The sequence below is a fragment of the Nonomuraea sp. MG754425 genome (assembly GCF_021699195.1).
Classification (GTDB): Bacteria; Actinomycetota; Actinomycetes; order Streptosporangiales; family Streptosporangiaceae; genus Nonomuraea.
This window is the reverse complement of sequence record NZ_SSXE01000008.1, coordinates 51,882-69,268: the sequence shown is the minus strand read 5'-3', so window position 1 is coordinate 69,268 and position 17,387 is coordinate 51,882. Positions and strand designations below refer to the sequence as shown.

Genomic DNA, 17,387 nt, shown 5'->3' with positions numbered 1-17,387 from the left:
CGGTCAGTTGCCCCGGGCGGCTGCTCGGCTGCTGGCGATCAGTTCGTGGTGCCGGACGACCTCGGCGATGATGAAATTCAGGAATCGTTCGGCGAAGACGGGGTCGAGTTTCGAGTTCTCGGCCAGCGCGCGCAGGCGGCGGATCTGCGCCGCCTCCCGCTCGGGATCCGCCGGGGGAAGCTGGTATTCAGCTTTCAGGCGGCCGACTTCCTGCGTGCACTTGAATCGCTCGGCGAGCAGGTGGACGAGGGCGGCGTCGAGGTTGTCGATGCTGTCGCGGAGCCGCTGGAGTTCCGAGCGGATGAACATTTCCTCGTCGGGGTGATCTGCAGCGGTCTTTTCCATGAAAGCATCCCCCCTCAGCTCAACCTGGGCCCTAGAAGGGGAAATATTACCAGAAACTGGACATTATTCGTCCGGAGTTAGATCATCAGGTCGGCGAACGCCCGCGCCGCGGCGTCGGAGGCGAACAGCCGCTCCAGCCGGGCTCTGGCCAGCTCCCGGCGGAACGGCCCGGCGAGCGCGGCGTTGCCCGCCTCGTGCACCATCTCGTTCATCCAGCGGGAGAACTCCTGGTGATTCCACACCCGCTTCAGGCACGTCCCGGAGTACCCGGCGAGCGGACCCTCGTCGCCCTCCCGCAGCGCCGACCGCAACGCGGCGGCCAGCACGTTCGCGTCGGCGATCGCCAGGTTCATGCCCTTGCCGCCCATCGGGGTGATGATGTGCGCGGCGTCGCCGACGAGGAAGAGCCGCCCATAGGACATGGGGTCGCAGACGAAACTGCGCAACTCCACGAACGACCTCTCGGTGACCGGCCCCGGCGGCAGGCCGGCGTCGCCGAGCCGGAGCCGGAGCTGCGCCCAGATCCGCTCCTCGCCCCACTCCTCAAGGGTGTCACTCTGGGCGCATTCGAGGTAGAAACGGCTGGCCGCCGGCCCCCGCGCGAAGTGGGCGGCGAAGCCGGCCGGATGAATCCCGAAGAGCGCGTGGCGCGGCGGCGTGGTGTCGGCGAGCACCGTGAGCCAGCCGAGGCCGTGGTCGTAGGTGTAGGTGGTCAGCGCGCCCTCCGGCACGACGGTGCGGCTGACGCCGTGGAAGCCGTCGCACCCCGCGACGTAGTCGCAGTCGATCTCGTGCACGACGCCGTCCGCGTCCTCGTAGGTGACGGACGGGGCCGCGCCGTCGAGGCCGTGCGGGCGCACCTCGCGGGCGTCGAAGCGCAGGTCTCCCCCGCCCTCCAGGAAAGCCTCGACGAGGCGGACGACCAGGAGCTGCTGCGGAACGAGGCGGCCGGCCCGGCCGCCGGCCATCCCGGCGACGTCGAACAGCCGCGGCCGGCCGTCGAGACGGATCTCCAGGACGCTGTACGGCGGCGTGCCCGCCAGCACCCCGCCCAGCCCGCACTCCTCGAAGACGCGGGCGCCGTCGTACTCGAGCACGCCGGCGCGCTGGCGCCGCTCCACGTACGCGCGGCTCTGCCGTTCCAGCACCACGCAGCCGACACCGGCCCGCTGGAGCAGATTCGCCAGGGTCAGGCCGGCCGGCCCCGATCCGATGACGACGACCTCGGCGCGCTCGCGCATGGTGGGCTCCTCCGGACGGAAACGATCCCTACGGCTCGGCATCCGACACCAGGTTCGGCCGGCGCGCAAGCCCTTTCGGGTTCATCGCCGCCGGTCGGCATGGTGGCGCACGATCAGCGCGGCGGCGCAGCCCCCGGCGGCCAGCCCGAACCCGGCCCCGACCAGGAAGTGCAGATCCGACATGGACGTCGCCATGTTGCAGACCGCGCAGACGACCAGCAACAGCCACCACACCGGACGGCTCACCCGGGGCCGGGACGGGCGGATCTCGGTGGTGTCGTGCCCGATCATCGTGCGTTCCTCGGTGTTCGTCATGGCGGAGACGCTACGAACCGGCGGCGCGGCCGGCGATCCCGCCAGCGGGACGCTGGGAGTACAGCCTGCTGTACTCTTTCGCCGGTCATCTGACGACTGATCCGCTCCTGGCCTAGGGTCGGGGGTCGAGGAGGTGGCGGATGCCGACCCGGAAGACGGCGGCCGGAGAGCGGGCCCTCGTCACACGCACCCGCGCCGCCCTCGACGGCCTCGAACACCTCGTCGGCGGCATGGGCACCGCCGCGCTGGCGCTACTGGCGCTGACCGGGCTGCTCGCCGTCGCGGTGAGCTGCCTGGCCGGGGTGGGCCTGCGCCTGATCCCCACCGCCCTGCGCGGCCTGCGGGCGGTCGCCGACCGGGAACGGGCGCGGCTGTCGCGCTGGGGCCCGGAGATCGTCTCCCCCGACCCGGTGCCCGGCCGGTGGCGGGCCGCCCTGGCGCAGCCCGCCGTCCGGCGCGAGCTGGCCTGGGTGTCGCTGCACGCGACCCTGGGCCTGCTGCTCGGGGTGCTCGGCCTGACGCTGCCGTTCAGCGGGGTGCGCGATCTGCTCTACCCGCTGTACTGGTGGCTGCTGCCGGCCTCCGAGGTGGTCAGCGCGGGCCTGGGCTGGCGGACCGACGACTGGCCGGGCGCGTTCGCGGTCAGCCCGCTGAGCCTGGGCTGGTTCGTCCTCGCGCTGGTCTTCATCCCGGGGATGGCCCGCATGCAGGCCCGGCCGGGCCGCCGACTGCTCGCCGCCCCCGGCGCCGACCTGGCGCTGCGGGTCGCCCAGCTCACCGCCACCCGCGCGGCGGCGCTGGACGCGCACGCCACCGAGCTGCGCAGGATCGAGCGGGCGCTGCACGACGGCACCCAGAACCGGATCGTGGCCGTCAACGTGCTGCTGGGCGCGGCCAGACGGGCGGTGGCCCGCGACCCGGCCACCGCCGACGAGCTGCTCGACCGCGCCCAGGACGCCGCCGAGCAGGCGCTCGCCGAACTGCGCGCGGTGGTGCGCGGCATCCTGCCGCCGGTGCTGGACGAGCGCAGCCTGCCCGACGCGCTGAGCGGGCTGGCCGCGGCCTGCCCGGTCCCGTGCCGGATCGACGCCGAGGTGCCGGGCCGGTGCCCGGCCTCCGTCGAGGCCACCGCCTACTTCGTGGTGGCCGAGGCGCTCACCAACATCGCCAAGCACAGCCGGGCGCGGCGCGCCGTCGTCACCGTCCGCGGGACCGGCGACCGCCTGCGCCTGTCGATCGCCGACGACGGGCGCGGCGGGGCCGCCGAGGACGGCGGGTCCGGGCTGGGCGGCATGCGCCGCCGGGCCGAGGCGCACGACGGCACGTTCGAGCTGACCAGCCCGCCGGGCGGGCCGACCACCGTGATTGTGAGCCTGCCGTGCGGATTGTGATCGCCGAGGACGACGCCCTGCTGCGCGAAGGGCTCGCGCTGCTGCTGCGCGCGGAGGGGCTCGACGTGGTGGCCACCGCGCCGGACGCCGGCGGCTTCCTCCACGCGATCGACGCCTTCCTGCCGGACGTCGCCATCGTGGACGTGCGCATGCCCCCCACGCACACCGACGAGGGCATCCGGGCGGCGGTCGAGGCCCGGCGGCGGCTGCCGGCGCTGGCGGTGCTGGTGCTGTCGGCGTACGTCGAGCAGGCGTTCGCCACCGACCTGCTCGCGCACGGCAGCGCCCGCCTCGGTTACCTGCTCAAGGAGCGGGTCGGGCGGGTGCAGGAGTTCCTGGGCGCGCTGCACCGGGTGGCGGACGGCGGCACCGCCATCGACCCCGAGGTGGTCGCGCAGCTCCTGACCCGCAGCCGGCCGGACGACCGGCTGGAGCGGCTCAGCCCGCGCGAGCGGGACGTGCTGGCCCTGATGGCCGAGGGGCTGGGCAACTCCGTCATCGCCGAGCGGCTCTTCGTCACCGACGGCGCGGTGCACAAGCACATCCGCAACATCTTCGCCAAGCTCGACCTGGCTCCGGCGGACGGCACGGACCGCCGGGTGGCGGCGGTGCTGCGTTACCTCGAGAGCACCTGACCGGGCGGGCCTTTCAGGCGCCGAGGTCGCGGACGATGTTGTCCAGCCGGACGGCCAGGTCGTCGAGCATCCGGTCGGTCCTGGCGCCTTCGGGGAGCTGGGCCAGCACCTCGTCGCGCCGGGCGATGACCAGGCCCCGGTGGGCGTCGTCCACTTCCGAGGCGGGCATGACCACGCAGTCTCCCCGTACGAAGACCAGCGTGGCGTCCGGGTGCTGGGAGTCCAGCAACCGGCGGACGCATTCCCTGTCTATCAGTGACATCGCGGACATACTCAGCTCCTCGCGGATTCGTGCTTCCCCCGCAGGCCGAGTACCCGGGTGACGGGGTCGAAACCCGGCGGGCTGCCACGCAGGCGGCTCTGACCTGCGGAAACATCGATCCAGCGCCACCACGTTTTGTGCTCGGTCGATGACGGAGCGCGATCGTATGGTGTGCTCAGTGGCCCCAGTGGCCCTCAGCAAGCGAGAGGATCGCACATGCCGCAGGAACCGAGAATCGACGTGGAGACCAGGGCCTCGGGAGTCGGGAGCAGCCTGAGCGCCGAACAGGTCGCGCGGATCGCCGACGCGCTCGGGCAGCAGGGGGTCTGGTTCGCCACCCCGCCGGAGCGCCGGGGCGAGGCCCGCGCCGCCGATCAGGTCTGGGAGCTCGTCGGCGACCGCCCGCACCACGGGTACACCGCCACCGGCCGCGCGGCCGTGTACCTGGCCGCCGGGCACCGGGCGCTGACCAGGCCGTTCATCCTGGCTGACGGCTTCAACCAAGGGCCGAGCGACCTCGACGGCCTCTGGCGGCACTTCAACCAGCCGTACCAGAAGGGCACGCCCGGCTTCCTCGACCAGCTCGGGACGCTGGGCATCGACGTCATCCTGCTGGGCTTCGACCAGCGGCACGCCGCCATCCAGGCCAACGCCGCCGTGGCGGTCACCGCCGTGCTGCGCGCGATCGAGGAGCGGCAGGGGGACGACCCGCTGGTCGTCGGCGGGGTCAGCATGGGCGGCATCGTCACCCGCTACGCGCTGGCCCGCATGGAGCAGGAGCGCGTCGACCACCAGACCGACAAGTTCTTCTCCTACGACTCCCCGCACCTCGGGGCCTGGATCCCGCTGGTGCTCCAGCAGCTCGCCTACCTGCACGAGGCGCTGGCCCCGCGCTCCGACGGGCCGGGGCAGGCCGAGCTGATCCGCAGCCCGGCCGCGCAGCAGCTCCTGTGGGGCTGGGTGGACAGCGCCGACTACTCGGGGCCCGTGATGACCGCCAGCGCGCTGCGCCAGGAGTTCCTGGACGACCTGCGCGCGGTGGGCTGGTTCCCGAGGCGGCCGTACAAGCTGGGCCTGGCCAACGGCACCGGCACCGGCGCGGGGCCCGACCTGCCGCCCGGCACGCCGGTCCTCGACCTGCACGACGACCTGTTCCAGCTCACCGCCCGCGTCCAGCCGGACCTGGGCGAGCTGCAGAACGTCGGGACCGTGCGGTTCGGCGCTCCCGTGTGGACGAGCGCCACCTCGCACGTGCCCGCGTTCGACGGGGCGCCCGGCGGCACGTTCGAGTCGTGGGGCAAGCTCGCCGACGCGGCCGGTCTGCCGATCGAGCACCGGTTCCGGGCGAGCTGCTTCGTGCCGTCGATCAGCGCGATCGCCCTGGCCAGGGACCCGTTCGAGTGGCAGCACGACCTGTACGCGGACCTCAGCGACCTGCCGAAGGACGAGACGTTCCTCGACGCGTTCTGCTGCGACGCGACCAACACCGAGCACGGCGCCGTGTCCCGGCCGCTGGTCGAGTGGTTCCTGGAGCAGCTCGCCGGCTGGTGAGCGAGGGGTGCCGGCCCGCGAGGTCGCGGGCCGGCGCCCGCCGTCTCAGCGCACGCCGCGGTGCACGCACAGGAGCTGGTCGTGGGTGGCCTTCCTGTCGCGGTAGGCCACGGTCGCCGGGCCCTCGGCGCTGTAGTGGTGCGGCAGCCGCTGGTCGGCGGTCCAGCCGGAGCCGTTGAAGCTGCTCCACCACAGGCTCTGGTCCGTGGCGCCGCGGTGCACGCAATACAGCCGGTCCTTGTAGACGGTCAGGGCCGGCCCCTCCGAGCTGCGGTGGCCGGGCAGTTGCTGGTCGGGGCTCCACGTCGAGCCGTCCCAGCGGGTCCACCACAGTGTCGGGTCGCCGCCCGCGCCGCGGTGCACGCAGTAGAGGTGGCCCCGGTAGACGGCCACGGCCGGGTTCGAGTCGCTGAAGTGCTGCGGCAGCCGCTCGTCGGGGCTCCAGCTCCGGCCGTCCCAGCGGGCCCACCACAGCGCCTGGTCGTGGCCCGAGCCCCGGTGCACGCAGTGCAGCAGCCCGTCGAAGGCCGCCAGCGCGGGGGTCGTCTCGCTGAAGTGCCGCGGCAGCCGCTCGTCGGCGCTCCAGCGCGAGCCGTCCCAGCGGGTCCACCACAGCGCGGTGTCGCCACGGCCGCCCCGGTGCACGCAGTAGAGCTGCCCGTCGTACGCGGCCAGCGCCGGGGCGGCGTCACTGAAGTGCCGCGGGAGGCGCTGGTCCGCGCTCCAGCCCTCCTCGGTGTCGTAGACCGTCCAGCGCAGGCCGCCGTCGCCCTCGCCGCCCCGGTGGACGAGGTGCAGCCGGTCCTGGAACCCGGCCAGGGCCGGGCCCGACACGTCGACGTGGTCGATGAAGCTCTGGTCCGGGCTCCAGCCGTCGCCCGGCTCGTGCACCGCCCAGAACAGGCTGGTGTCGCCGCCGCGCTGGCGGGCCGGGATCAGCAGGCCGGGCGCGGTCCACGGCGAGACCAGCCGGACCCCGTACGGCCGGGCGATCGAGGCGATCCAGTCCGCCTTGGCGCGCACGCCGCGCTCGATGGCCGGGGTCAGCCAGGAGCCCAGCACCGTGCCCGCGATCTCCCCGATGAGCTGCGGGATCTCGGCGGCCAGCAGTGCGGCCGACTCGTTGAGGTGGATCTCGTGCCCCCACCACCTGGCCACCGGCCAGACGTCGGCGCCCATCGTACGCAGTTCGCGCTGGGCGCGGCGGACCCGCTCCTGGTCCTTGGCGGGCAGCTCCGCGATCTGCCGCTCGCTCTCCCGGCGGGCGGAGGCCGTCTCGGCGTCGTCCAGGAGTTCGGCCTCGACGGCCGCGTCCACGGCGGCCGAGGCCACCGGGTCGTCCTGGGCGTTCAGCAGCGCGGCCTCGGTGCCGAGCACGCCGTCTTCGGCCGCGTTCACCCTAATCTTGGCGGCCTGTGTCTCATCGGTCATTTTCCAGCCCCCTGGCGTGATAGATGCGCGAACTTCGCCATCGTAACCAGGAGTAGCGGTTCGATCACTCTAGGGCTGGATTGCTCGGGGTAAAGACCGTCCCGCCCGATGCTGCGGCGCGGGCGGGACGGCAGGTGTCGTTACGGACGCCAGCCCGCGAGGTAGCGCTCGGCCGTGTGGCGGGCGGCCTGGGCGTCGGTGAGCTGCGGGCGCAGCTCCGTGACGGCCGCGCCCGGCCCCGTGTTGCGGTACTCGGCGAAGCGGCCCTCGCCCCACGGGTCGTCCTTGACGTGGGCACCCAGCCACGAGTCCCGGACCACGGCCGCGCCGGAGCTCCCGAGCGTGACCGACCGGGCCGTGTCGCCCTCCAGCCGGCCGCCGGTGACCAGGACGGTGCCGCCGGCCAGCACGTTGCCGGGCCCGGCCGACCTGAGCGTGCAGCCGTCCAGGACGGTCACGCCCGTGGAGCGCACGAGGTCCGCGTCGCCCTCCACGTAACAGCCGCGCAGGTAGGCGCGGCGGCCGTCGGCCTGGTAGACGCCGCCGTCGCCGAGGAAGCGCGTGCCCTCGAAGGCGGTCCGGTCGCCGCCGGTCCGCACGGCGGGCGCGGGTCCCGGGCTGACCGCCTCGTCGGCGGCGTTCTGCAGCGTGATGTCCTCGACCGTGACGCCGTCGGCGAGCACGGCGAGGGTGGCGCTCTGCGCGGTGCCCCACGTGCCGCCGTAGAACTTCGCGGCGTCGGCCGACAGGTCGTAGGTGACGACCACGTCCGCCGGGTCGCCGGTCGCGCCCCTGATCGTCAGGTCGGTGCGGCCCGCCCAGACCCGCGGCATCTCGCGGTAGACGCCCGGCGCGACGGTGATCACCGCACCGGGCGGGGCCGCGCCGACCGCCGCCTGGAGGCTGGCGAAGTCGCCGCTGCCGTCGAGCGCGACCGTGATCCGGCGCGGCGCCGGACGCTGCCCGCCGAGCGGGCCCGCGCCCCGGGTGACGATGCCGGGCACCCGCTCGGCCGGGTCGAGGTCGTAGGCGTAGTAGGCGGACGGGTCGAACGCCTCGCCCACGCTGTCGGAGCGGCCCGGCGACCCGCGCAGCACGTTGCCCCGCTGCACGACCTGCGAGGCCGGGTCCTTGGCCACGACCGGGTCGGGCACGCCCTGGTAGTAGCTGTTCTCGACCACGAGCCGGCCGCCGCCGCGGATCATCGTCCCGTACATCGCGGTGTCCTGGACGAAGTTGTTGTACCAGTGCGCGGCCTCGGTGTTGTCGATGCTGGCGTTGCGCTGGTGGGTGCCGCGGATCCAGTTGTGGTGGAAGGTCACCTTCGTCACCACGTTGGGGGTCCAGCCGACGCCGACGGCCTTGTTGTGGTCGCTGAAGACGTTCCAGGAGACGGTGACGTAGTCGCTGTCCTTGCGGATGTCGAGCAGGCCGTCGCCGGTGCGGGTGAAGTGGTTGTGGTCGATCCAGACGTGGTGGGCGCCGTCCATCTGGATGCCGTCGTAGTCCTTGGTCTTGCCGTCCCAGTCGCCGGGCACGTACGAGTCGCGGATCGTCAGGTTGCGGATGATCACGTTGTGCACGCCGTTGAGGAAGAAGCCGCCGTGCACGATCTCCGCGCCCGCGCCCGCGCCGACGATGCTCTTGCCGGAGGCGACCGCGATCTCCTTGCCGTACGGCTCCACCGCGATCGAGCCCCTGACCTTGATCACGTACGGCTCCGCGGCCGTGGCGTACCGCTCCAGGTCGGCCTGGTTGTCCACGGTCACGGTCGGGCCCGCCGCGCCGCCGGTGGTGCCGGCCACGCCCAGCGCGTCCAGCCCGGCGAACCCGTCGGCGCGCTGGGCCGCCGGCGGCTGGGCCTGCGCCTGGGCCGGGAGCGGCGCCAGGATCAGGGCTCCGGCCAGCGCCAGGACCGTCGCCGCCCTCATCCGAGCCTCCCGGCCCCCGCGTGCGCCCTGACCAGGGCGGGCACGGCCCGCGCGGGGTCCACCCGCCCGTGCAGGGACGGGGTCCAGCCCACGTCACCGCCGAGATCGGGATCCTTGACGGCGTTGTACGCCGCCCGGACGTCCACCTGCCTGCCGTTCACCAGCGTGCCCTCCTCGTGGATCGCGGTGCCGCCCCAGCCGTAGACGATCCGGTCCGGGGTGACGGCGCCGCGGAAGGTGTTGTGCTGCGCGTAGATGGCGGAGTTCACGCCGACACCCCAGGAGTACTGGTAGTCGGTGCCCGCCGGGATCACGTACGAGTTGTTGTAGACGTGCACCTGGCCGTGGCGCACCCGCGGTCCCCGCTGGTTGAGCCCGGCCAGCTCGTTGTGGTGCAGGGTGACGCGCAGCTTGCCCGCGTCGAGGTCGGGGGCGTCGGTGTTGCCCCACAGCAGCGACTTGTCGTGCCCGGAGAACACGCTCCAGGAGACGGTCACCAGGTCGCTGCCCCTGACGATGTCGAGCAGCCCGTCGTGGTGCAGGAAACGTTTGCCGAAGTAGCGGGGTTCGGCCTGGTCGGGCCGGTCGCCGTCGGTCAGCGTCACGTGGTCCACCCACACGTGAGTGGATCCGGAGATCATCAGGTTGTCGTAGTCGGTCTTCCAGTCGCCGCCGCTCCACACGGGGAAGCAGTCGTAGGCGTCGTGGACGGCCAGGTTCCTGACGATCACGTTGTCGGCGTCGTCGATCACCAGGCCCAGGCCGGTGAGCGAGGCCCCGCGGCGGCCGACGAGCGTGGTGTTGGAGCCGATGCCGATCAGCACGTCCCGCCGCTGGTTGGCGGCCGACGCCCGGCGGGCCTCTTCGAGCGGGCCGGCGGCCGGTCCCGTCCAGCGGGCCGGGTCGAAGGCTTCGAGGTACTTGCTCAGGTCGTACTCGGGGACGGCGTAGTCGGCGCAGGTCCTGGAGCCCGCGTCGAGGGCGCCCTCGACGTAGACGATCTTCGGCTGGTCCCCGGCGACGGCCGCGGCCAGCTCGTCGCGGGTCCGTACGGTGACCGCGTGGCGGGCCGCGGACCCGCCGGTGGTGCCGCCCTCGGCGGCGGCCCACCCGTCGTCCGGCGCGAGCACCTGACGGCCCAGGTCGGGAGCGGGGTGCAGGACCGTGACCGCGGCCAGGGCGAGCGCGGCGAGCGCGTGCATCAGCCGTTCCGCTTCTTGTACGCGGCCTGCGCCTCGGTCAGCTTGCCCGCGAACTCGTCGAGGAAGTCCTTGCTGCTGAGCTGGCCCAGCAGCACCTTCTGGAACTGCGGCTCGGCCCAGGTCTTGGTGATCTGGTTGAACTCCGGCAGGTGGTAGGGCATCTGCACGACCTTGGTCGCCGGGTCGTTCAGCACCCGCTGCGCCTCGGTGATGTGCGCGGCCTCGGACGGCGGCACGTCGATGTTGGCCGGGATGACGCCGGTCTGCTCGGCGATGTACCCGCTCATGTCCTTCGAGGCGAAGAACTCGGCCAGCTTGGCCGCGGCGTCCTTCTGCTCGCTGGCGGAGAAGACCGCGACGCCGCCGACCGGGTTCGACAGCACGGTCTGGGGGCCGGTGTCGGACTTGGGCACGGAGAACGAGGCCACCTTCTCGTCGCCGAGCGCCTTCTTGTGGTCCTGGTAGGAGCCCAGGTTGTGCTGCATGACGGCGATGCTGCCCGCGGTGTCGAACTGGGCGACCATCTTGACGTAGTCGTTCTGCAGGTCGCCCTCGGGCGTGTTCTTCTTGTACAGCCCCGCGTACTTCTCCAGCGCCGTCACGTTGCGCGGGTCGTTCAGCGTGGCCCGGCCGGCGGCGTCGAAGAACTCGGTGACGCCCGACTGGCCGTAGACGACCTCCAGCATCTGCGCGATGGAGCCGGCGCCGCCGCGGATGGTGAAGCCGAAGCGGTTCTCCTCGGGCCTGGTCAGCTTGTCGAGCACGGTGAAGAAGTCCGACCAGGTCTTCGGGGCCTGCAGCCCCTCCGCCGCGAACCAGTCCTTGCGGTACCAGAACGCCCCGGCGTTGGTGGAGATCGGGTAGATGTACGTCCTGCCGTCGGGCACGACGTTCTTGACCGTGGTCAGCAGTGCCTCGTTGAACTTGCCGTTCAGCGCGGGGTTGCCGGCGATGCGCTCGTCCACGGGTTCGAGCGCCTTCTGGGCCACGAGGGTGCCGAGGCCCGAGGTCGAGATGTCGGCCACGTCCGGGGTGCCGCCGCCGGCGATGGCCGTGTCGAGCTTCTGGGGGGCCTGCGCGATCGGCACGCCCACGTAGTTCACCTTGATGGCCGGGTTGGCCTTCTCGAACTCCGCGATGGCGTGCTGCCAGACCGGTGTGCGCGCGGGGCCGGCGTTGGTGTCCCAGAAGGTGATCTCGGTCCTGCCGTCCGAGCCGGTGCCGGAGCCGCAACCGGCCAGGACGGCCACCGCCACGACGGCGGCCAGCGGCGCGTGTGCTCTCATGTGCCCACTACCTTTCGATGTCCACGGTGAACGCCTCGAAGATCGCTTCGCCGGTGCCGTCCCCCGCGGCGAAGAGGCCGAGCACGGCCCCCACCCATCGGCCCTGCGTGGCCTGGAAGGGCGCGCCGACCTCCCGGCCGTCGGCCAGGAACGTGACCAGCGCGCCTTCGCCCACCCGCGCGCCGATCGTGACGGCCCGGCCCTCCTCGACCGGCACGGGCTCCCAGTCACCCGCCGCCCCCGTCTCCCCGCAGACCAGGACGGTCTTCCCGTCCGCGCCGCGCCGGAGGCCGACGAAGGCGGCGGTGTCCCCGATCACGGCCAGCCCCGCCCGGCCCTCGCCCTCCAGGGTGAGCGTGGCGCTGACCAGGCACGGGACGCCGGGCAGCCGCTGGCCCAGCACGGACGGCCGCTCGCGCAGGTCGTCCGGCCCCGGCGCGCAGGCCAGCCGCAGCGCCCCGTCACGCAGCTCCCACCCGGACGGCTCCGGGTTGGCCTGCCAGCTCCACTGCAACCCCAGCCCCGGCCCGGCGAAGTCGTCGGACGTCGCCGGGGCGGCCGGCTCGTGCCCCGGCACGGGGACGGGCGCCTCGGACACCGGCTCGCCGTCCGCGCCCATGACCGGCCAGCCGTCCTCCCACCGCATCGGCTGCAGGTGCGTCACCCGGCCGTAGGGGCCGCGGTCCTGGAAGTGCATGAACCAGTGCGCGCCGGACGGGGTGTCCACCCAGCCGCCCTGGTGCGGGCCGTTGACGCCGGTGCCGCCCTGCGCCAGCACGATGCGGTCCTCGTACGGGCCGAAGATCGACTCCGCGCGGAACACCGACTGCCAGCCCTGCTCGACGCCCCCGGCCGGCGCGAAGATCCAGTACGCCCCGTCGTGCCGGTACAGCTTGGGCCCTTCCAGCGTCCGGTAGCCCGGCAGCAGGTCGGCGTCGATGACGATCGTGCCCTCGTCCAGCACCGTGCTGCCGTCGGGGGCCATGCGGTGCAGGGTGAGCCGGTTGTTGACGCCGGCCCGGCTCTTGGCCCAGCCGTGCACGAGGTAGGCGTGCCCGTCGTCGTCCCACAGCGGGCACGGGTCGATGAGCCCGCGCCCCGGCTTGACCACGTGCGGGGCGGTCCACGGGCCGCGCGGGTCGGCGGCGCTCACCCAGCAGACGCCCACGTCCGGGTCGCCGAAGAAGATCCAGAACCGGCCGTCGTGGTGGCGCAGCGAGGGCGCCCACACGCCGCAGCCGGGCCGTACGTCGTCGTACCCGCGGGTGTACGCGTGGCCGATGATCGTCCAGTTGACCAGGTCGCGGGAGTGCAGGATCGGCAGTCCCGGCACCTTGGTGAAGGTGGAGACGGTCAGGTAGAAGTCGTCGCCGACGCGGATCACGTCGGGGTCGGACCAGTCGGCGTTCAGCACCGGGTTGCGGTAGGTCGCGCTCATCCCTTCACCGCCCCGGCGGACATCCCCTGGACGAGGTAGCGCTGGATGAAGGCGAAGACGATCACGACGGGCAGTGCGGCGACGACGCCGCCGGCGGCGAGGGCGCCGAAGTCGACGCTGTTCTCGCCGAGGTTGTAGGCCAGGCCCACGGGCACGGTGAATTTCTCCTGGTCGTTGATGAACATGAGGGCGAAGAGGAAGTTGTTCCAACTGTGGATGAAGGCGAACGAGCCGACCGCGACCAGCGCGGGCCGCAGCAGGGGCAGCACGATGGCCAGGAAGCCGCGCAGCCGCGAGCAGCCGTCCACCCAGGCGGCCTGCTCCAGCTCGTACGGGATGTTGCGGATGAAGCCGCTGATCAGGATGAGCGAGAGCGGGAGCTGGAAGACCGTCTCGGCGATGACGAGGCTCCACAACGAGTTCGTCAGGCCCAGCGTGCGGAAGATCTCGAACAGCGGGATGATCATCAGAGCGCCGGGGATGAACTGCGTGCAGAGCATCCCGATCATGAACGCGCCCCTGCCGCGGAAGGCGTAGCGGGCCAGCGCGTACCCGCCCGCCAGCGCCACCACCGTGGTGGCGACCAGCGAGGCGACGCCGACCATCAGGCTGTTGCGGAAGAAGACGGCGAACCCCATGCCGTTCCACACCGTGTCGAAGTGCTCGAACGTGATCGGCCACGGGACGATCGCCGTCGAGCCGGCCGGCCGGAAGGCGAAGACCAGCATCCAGTAGAACGGCACCAGCGTGAACAGCAGGTACAGGGCCAGCGGGAGATAGATCTGCCAGCGCGGCACGCGGTTGCCGGGGGCCGCGGTGGCGGCCGGCCGCGTCGCGAGGGCCGGCGGTCGTTCGGTCACCACGGTCATGACTTCGCTCCGAACTTGCTCAGCCGCAGGTAGGCGATCGAGAAGAAGGTCAGGATGAGGAACGCCACGGTGGTCAGTGCGGTGGCGTAGCCGAAGTCGTGCGACTGGGCGGCCAGCGAGGCCACGTACAGCGGCAGCGTGGTGGTCTGGTGGGCCGGGCCGCCGCCGGTCAGCGTGTACAGCAGGTCCACGTTGTTGAACTCCCACACGCAGCGCAGCAGCGTGGACAGGATGATCGCGTCGCGCAGGTGCGGCAGCGTGATGTGGAAGAAGCGGCGCAGGCGGCTCGCGCCGTCCACGGAGGCGGCCTCGTACAGCTCCTTCGACACCGACTGCAGGTCGGCCAGGAGCAGGATCGCGAAGAACGGCACCCCGCGCCAGAGCTCGGCCACGACCGCGGCCCAGAACACGGTGCCGGGGTTGGCCAGCGGCGCGGCCCCGTAGTCCATGAGGCCGAAGTCGGCGAGGTAGCGCGACATGCCGGTGAACGGGTTGTAGAGCAGCACCCAGATCGCGGTGGTGAGCACGCCGGAGACGGCCCACGGCGAGAAGACCAGGGCGCGGGAGACGGCGCGGCCGACGAAGCTCTCGTTGACGATCAGCGCGAGCGCCAGCCCGAGCAGGAACTGCAGCACGACCTCGACGGCCACCCATTTGGCGCTGAAGCCGAGGCTCTGCCAGAAGATCGGGTCCTCGAACAGCAGCCGGTGGAAGTTCTCCAGCCCGGCGAAGCCGTTGTCCCACGGCTGGGTCACGTTGTAGTGCTGGAGGCTGTAGTACAGGACGCTGAGCATCGGGTAGACGAGGAACCCGAGCATCGCGACCACCGACGGGGCGATCAGCCAATAGGGTGTCAGCGCGCCTGCTCGGCGGGGTCGGCGATGAGGCGGGGGCGCCGAGACGACGGCCACGTCATGGACTCCTTCGCGTGGTGCCGGGTCTGCAATCGGTTGCAGGAAACGTTGCGGTAGCACGCACGCAACGTCAATGGCACAGGAACCCGACGAAGGCCACTAACAGGGCAAACGCCGAAATTTCGAAATTTTCGCTGGCATGGCCTGGCCTTATGCCCTCCCTTCGGAGGAGAGTGGGGACATGACGGCCTCGGACACCCCCTCCCCGCTGCCGAAACTGGCGGTGATCGCCCGCGAGGCCGGGGTTTCGGTTGCAACCGTTTCCAAAGCATTGAACGGCCGCTCCGACGTCTCACAGCACACCAGACGCCTGGTCGCCGAGGTGCTGGAACGGCGCGGCTACCCGCGCCAGCGGGTCCGTCCCACGCGGGGCAGCATGGTGGACGTCATGCTGCAGGGCCTCGACTCGCCGTACGCGCTGGCCATCCTCGGCGGCGTGGAGGACGCGGCCTGGCGGCTCGGCGTGGACCTGATCGTCTCGGCCGTGGTGGACCGGACCAAGAACGGCCAGCCGCCGCCCGCCTGGCTGGACCGCATCGGCGCGCGGGACAGCGCGGGCGTCCTGCTGGTGCGCACCTCGCCGACGGCCACCCAGCGGGCCTGGCTGACCGACCACGGCATCCCCGCGGTCATCGTGGACCCGCGACGTAAGCCGCCCCCCGGGGTCTCGATCGTGGCCGCGGACAACCTGGACGGCGCCCGCGAGGCCACCGAGCACCTCATCGGCCTCGGCCACGAGCGCATCGCGATCGTCACCGGCCGGCCCGGCGTGCCCTGCGCGGTCGAACGGCTGAACGGCTACCGGCAGGCCATGGCCGCGGCGGGGCTGGCCGTCGACCCGCGATGGGAGGTGTGTGGCTACTTCCAGCGCGAGAGCGCGCTGACCGCCACCCGCGAACTGCTGGACACGGCCGGCCCGCACCGGCCGACCGCGATCTTCACCTGCTCCGACGCGATGGGCGTCGGGGTCTACCAGGCCCTGGGCGAGCACGGCCTGCGGGTGCCCGACGACGTCAGCGTGGTGGGCTTCGACGACTCGTGGGCCGCCGCCCACGTCACCCCGGCGCTGACCACCGTCCGCCAGCCGTGGCCCGAGCTGGGCTCGGTGGCGTTGGGCGCGCTGCTGTCGGGCGAGACGCCGGAGCGCGTGGAGCTGCCGACCACCCTCGTGATGCGCGCCAGCACCGCACCCGCCTGACCCCGCACCCGCCCGCGCGGCCCGGAACCGGGGGCGTGCGCCTGCCCTCAAGACCGGTGGCCCCAGGGTCAGTCCGCGATGGCGGCGAACGCGCCGGGCTCGTAGGAGCCGCCGGGGGTGCGCAGGATGACGCCGAACCGGTTGGCCGCGTTGATCATCCCGATCTGCGACACCAGCGCGACGACCTGGTCCTCGTCGAAGTGCTTGCGCACCTCGGCCCAGGTCTCGTCGGACACGCCCGTGGCGGCGTCGGCCAGCCGGGTGCCCTCCTCGGCCAGCGCCAGCACGGCCCGCTCGGCCTCGGTGAACACGGTGCTCTCGCGCCAGGTGGCGACCAGGTTGACGCGCGCCGCGCTCTGCCCGGCGTGCGCGAGCTCCTTGGCGTGGGCGTCGGTGCAGTAGCCGCAGCCGTTGATCTGGCTGACGCGGAGGTTGACCAGCTCCACGACGACCTTGGGCAGCGCCTGCTCGATCAGCATGGCGGTACCGGCGAACCGCTTGCCGATCCGGGCGCCGAGCTGGTTGGCGAACATGTTGAGACGCTCTGTCATGGTGTCCTCGATTCGGGTCACGCGCCGGGCGGACCGTCCGCGACCGGCTTACGGACATGGAGATGCCGGTGGCGCGCGCCCTGTGACAGGATCCGCCGTGTGACCTGCGTCACTGCCGGCGACGCCGCGAGAGCGGATCCCGCACCGCCCCCGCCGTACCGGACGGTCCGCCAGATCGGATCTAGCGGACCGTCTCGCGCCTTCCCGGTGAAGGGGGTGACACCATGACGGCCGAACCGCTCAACGTCGCGGTGATCGTCGGCAGCACCCGGGCGGGCCGCGTCTGCGACGCGGTCGCCGGCTGGTTCGCCGAGCGGGCGCGGCGGCGCGAGGACCTCGCGATCGAGGTGCTCGACCTGGCCGCCTACGCCTTCCCGCCCTGCTACCCGCAGGGGGCGACGCCGTCCATGCGGCGCTTCGCGGCGGCCGTCGCCGTCGCGGACGCGTTCGTGGTGGTGACCCCCGAGTACAACCGCAGCTTCCCCGCCTCGCTCAAGCAGGCGATCGACTTCGCCTACGACGAGTGGCAGGCCAAGCCGGTCGGCATCGTCGCCTACGGCTCGGGCTCGTGCGGCCACTACGCCGTCGAGCAGCTCCGCACGGTCTTCTCCGCCCTGCACGCGGTGACCATGCGCGACTGGGTGGGCCTCGACCTGCTCGGCCCCGGCATGACCGAGCCGGGCCCGGACGACCCCGGGCCGGCCGGGAACTGCCGGCCCCACGACACCGACGACCGGCTGCGCGCCGTCGCGGCCCTGCTCGACCAGCTCACCTGGTGGGGCCGCACGCTGCGGGCGGGGCGGCGCGACCAGCCCTACGTCTCATGA

Annotated in this window: 17 protein-coding genes; 5 read left to right on the top strand and 12 right to left on the bottom strand. The window is 72.5% G+C overall.

The genetic code is table 11. The features are described from left to right. Nucleotides 1-3: 3 nt before the first annotated feature. The 3 genes from FAF44_RS04720 to FAF44_RS04710 all read right to left on the bottom strand — a co-directional run bounded on the left by FAF44_RS04720 (nt 4) and on the right by FAF44_RS04710 (nt 1,901). The gene (locus FAF44_RS04720) at nt 4-345 is read right to left on the bottom strand and encodes a chorismate mutase (protein WP_237101751.1); all 342 of its coding nucleotides are present in this window, start codon (nt 343-345) and stop codon (nt 4-6) included. Nucleotides 346-422: 77 nt separating this feature from the next. Further along, a complete protein-coding gene (locus FAF44_RS04715; protein WP_237101750.1) occupies nt 423-1,586 on the bottom strand; it encodes a 4-hydroxybenzoate 3-monooxygenase in 1,164 nt (387 codons plus the stop codon). A gap of 81 nt (nt 1,587-1,667) precedes the next feature. Beyond that, entirely contained in the window at nt 1,668-1,901 is a 234-nt protein-coding gene (locus FAF44_RS04710; protein WP_237101749.1) for a hypothetical protein, read from the bottom strand. 140 nt (nt 1,902-2,041) lie between these two features. Between FAF44_RS04710 and FAF44_RS04705 the strand changes: the two genes are divergently transcribed. Continuing rightward, nucleotides 2,042-3,292 (top strand): sensor histidine kinase, encoded by a 1,251-nt coding sequence (locus FAF44_RS04705; RefSeq protein ID WP_237101748.1) that lies wholly within the window; start codon nt 2,042-2,044, stop codon nt 3,290-3,292. Next, the gene (locus FAF44_RS04700; protein WP_237101747.1) at nt 3,280-3,927 is read left to right on the top strand and encodes a response regulator transcription factor; all 648 of its coding nucleotides are present in this window, start codon (nt 3,280-3,282) and stop codon (nt 3,925-3,927) included. The genes FAF44_RS04705 and FAF44_RS04700 overlap by 13 nt, the downstream gene beginning before the upstream one ends. A gap of 13 nt (nt 3,928-3,940) precedes the next feature. On the opposite strand, the gene FAF44_RS04695 is transcribed toward FAF44_RS04700, so the two are convergent. Further along, a complete protein-coding gene (locus FAF44_RS04695) occupies nt 3,941-4,189 on the bottom strand; it encodes a hypothetical protein (RefSeq protein ID WP_237101746.1) in 249 nt (82 codons plus the stop codon). Between the two features lie 216 nt (nt 4,190-4,405). On the opposite strand from FAF44_RS04695, the gene FAF44_RS04690 reads away from it, so the two are divergent. Next, nucleotides 4,406-5,740, top strand: a complete 1,335-nt coding sequence (locus FAF44_RS04690; protein ID WP_237101745.1) for a hypothetical protein — start codon at nt 4,406-4,408, stop codon at nt 5,738-5,740. A 45-nt stretch (nt 5,741-5,785) separates the two neighbouring features. Here the strand turns inward: FAF44_RS04690 and FAF44_RS04685 are convergent, their stop codons facing one another. The 7 genes from FAF44_RS04685 to FAF44_RS04655 all read right to left on the bottom strand — a co-directional run bounded on the left by FAF44_RS04685 (nt 5,786) and on the right by FAF44_RS04655 (nt 14,808). Beyond that, nucleotides 5,786-7,171 carry a hypothetical protein gene (locus FAF44_RS04685; RefSeq protein ID WP_237101744.1) on the bottom strand — a complete coding sequence of 462 codons (1,386 nt, stop codon included), beginning with the start codon at nt 7,169-7,171 and terminating at the stop codon, nt 5,786-5,788. Between the two features lie 140 nt (nt 7,172-7,311). Next, nucleotides 7,312-9,102 (bottom strand): pectinesterase family protein, encoded by a 1,791-nt coding sequence (locus tag FAF44_RS04680; protein WP_237101742.1) that lies wholly within the window; start codon nt 9,100-9,102, stop codon nt 7,312-7,314. After that, on the bottom strand, nt 9,099-10,304 hold the full coding sequence (locus FAF44_RS04675; protein ID WP_237101741.1) for a polysaccharide lyase family 1 protein: 1,206 nt from the start codon (nt 10,302-10,304) through the stop codon (nt 9,099-9,101). The genes FAF44_RS04680 and FAF44_RS04675 overlap by 4 nt, the downstream gene beginning before the upstream one ends. Then, the gene (locus tag FAF44_RS04670; protein WP_237101740.1) at nt 10,304-11,590 is read right to left on the bottom strand and encodes a sugar ABC transporter substrate-binding protein; all 1,287 of its coding nucleotides are present in this window, start codon (nt 11,588-11,590) and stop codon (nt 10,304-10,306) included. The genes FAF44_RS04675 and FAF44_RS04670 overlap by 1 nt, the downstream gene beginning before the upstream one ends. Nucleotides 11,591-11,597: 7 nt before the next feature. Then, the gene (locus tag FAF44_RS04665; protein WP_237101739.1) at nt 11,598-13,028 is read right to left on the bottom strand and encodes a glycoside hydrolase 43 family protein; all 1,431 of its coding nucleotides are present in this window, start codon (nt 13,026-13,028) and stop codon (nt 11,598-11,600) included. Then, complete coding sequence (locus tag FAF44_RS04660) at nt 13,025-13,897, bottom strand: carbohydrate ABC transporter permease (RefSeq protein WP_237101738.1); 873 nt, start codon at nt 13,895-13,897, stop codon at nt 13,025-13,027. The genes FAF44_RS04665 and FAF44_RS04660 overlap by 4 nt, the downstream gene beginning before the upstream one ends. Next, entirely contained in the window at nt 13,894-14,808 is a 915-nt protein-coding gene (locus FAF44_RS04655) for a carbohydrate ABC transporter permease (RefSeq protein ID WP_237101737.1), read from the bottom strand. The genes FAF44_RS04660 and FAF44_RS04655 overlap by 4 nt, the downstream gene beginning before the upstream one ends. Nucleotides 14,809-14,992: 184 nt before the next feature. Here FAF44_RS04655 and FAF44_RS04650 point away from each other — a divergent pair, with 184 nt between their 5' ends. Further along, the gene (locus tag FAF44_RS04650) at nt 14,993-16,009 is read left to right on the top strand and encodes a LacI family DNA-binding transcriptional regulator (RefSeq protein ID WP_237101736.1); all 1,017 of its coding nucleotides are present in this window, start codon (nt 14,993-14,995) and stop codon (nt 16,007-16,009) included. Between the two features lie 68 nt (nt 16,010-16,077). On the opposite strand, the gene FAF44_RS04645 is transcribed toward FAF44_RS04650, so the two are convergent. Continuing rightward, entirely contained in the window at nt 16,078-16,560 is a 483-nt protein-coding gene (locus FAF44_RS04645) for a carboxymuconolactone decarboxylase family protein (protein WP_237101735.1), read from the bottom strand. Between the two features lie 224 nt (nt 16,561-16,784). Here FAF44_RS04645 and FAF44_RS04640 point away from each other — a divergent pair, with 224 nt between their 5' ends. Continuing rightward, entirely contained in the window at nt 16,785-17,387 is a 603-nt protein-coding gene (locus tag FAF44_RS04640; RefSeq protein ID WP_237101734.1) for an NADPH-dependent FMN reductase, read from the top strand.

Coding starts and splice junctions, on each gene's coding strand:
- FAF44_RS04705 (WP_237101748.1), top strand. CDS start 2,042: ATGCCGACCCGGAAGACGGCGGCCGGAGAGCGGGCCCTCGTCACACGC.
- FAF44_RS04665 (WP_237101739.1), bottom strand. CDS start 13,028: ATGAGCGCGACCTACCGCAACCCGGTGCTGAACGCCGACTGGTCCGAC.
- FAF44_RS04720 (WP_237101751.1), bottom strand. CDS start 345: ATGGAAAAGACCGCTGCAGATCACCCCGACGAGGAAATGTTCATCCGC.
- FAF44_RS04640 (WP_237101734.1), top strand. CDS start 16,785: ATGACGGCCGAACCGCTCAACGTCGCGGTGATCGTCGGCAGCACCCGG.
- FAF44_RS04690 (WP_237101745.1), top strand. CDS start 4,406: ATGCCGCAGGAACCGAGAATCGACGTGGAGACCAGGGCCTCGGGAGTC.
- FAF44_RS04695 (WP_237101746.1), bottom strand. CDS start 4,189: ATGTCACTGATAGACAGGGAATGCGTCCGCCGGTTGCTGGACTCCCAG.
- FAF44_RS04680 (WP_237101742.1), bottom strand. CDS start 9,102: ATGAGGGCGGCGACGGTCCTGGCGCTGGCCGGAGCCCTGATCCTGGCG.
- FAF44_RS04660 (WP_237101738.1), bottom strand. CDS start 13,897: ATGACCGTGGTGACCGAACGACCGCCGGCCCTCGCGACGCGGCCGGCC.
- FAF44_RS04715 (WP_237101750.1), bottom strand. CDS start 1,586: ATGCGCGAGCGCGCCGAGGTCGTCGTCATCGGATCGGGGCCGGCCGGC.
- FAF44_RS04645 (WP_237101735.1), bottom strand. CDS start 16,560: ATGACAGAGCGTCTCAACATGTTCGCCAACCAGCTCGGCGCCCGGATC.
- FAF44_RS04670 (WP_237101740.1), bottom strand. CDS start 11,590: ATGAGAGCACACGCGCCGCTGGCCGCCGTCGTGGCGGTGGCCGTCCTG.
- FAF44_RS04650 (WP_237101736.1), top strand. CDS start 14,993: ATGACGGCCTCGGACACCCCCTCCCCGCTGCCGAAACTGGCGGTGATC.
- FAF44_RS04675 (WP_237101741.1), bottom strand. CDS start 10,304: ATGCACGCGCTCGCCGCGCTCGCCCTGGCCGCGGTCACGGTCCTGCAC.
- FAF44_RS04685 (WP_237101744.1), bottom strand. CDS start 7,171: ATGACCGATGAGACACAGGCCGCCAAGATTAGGGTGAACGCGGCCGAA.
- FAF44_RS04710 (WP_237101749.1), bottom strand. CDS start 1,901: ATGACGAACACCGAGGAACGCACGATGATCGGGCACGACACCACCGAG.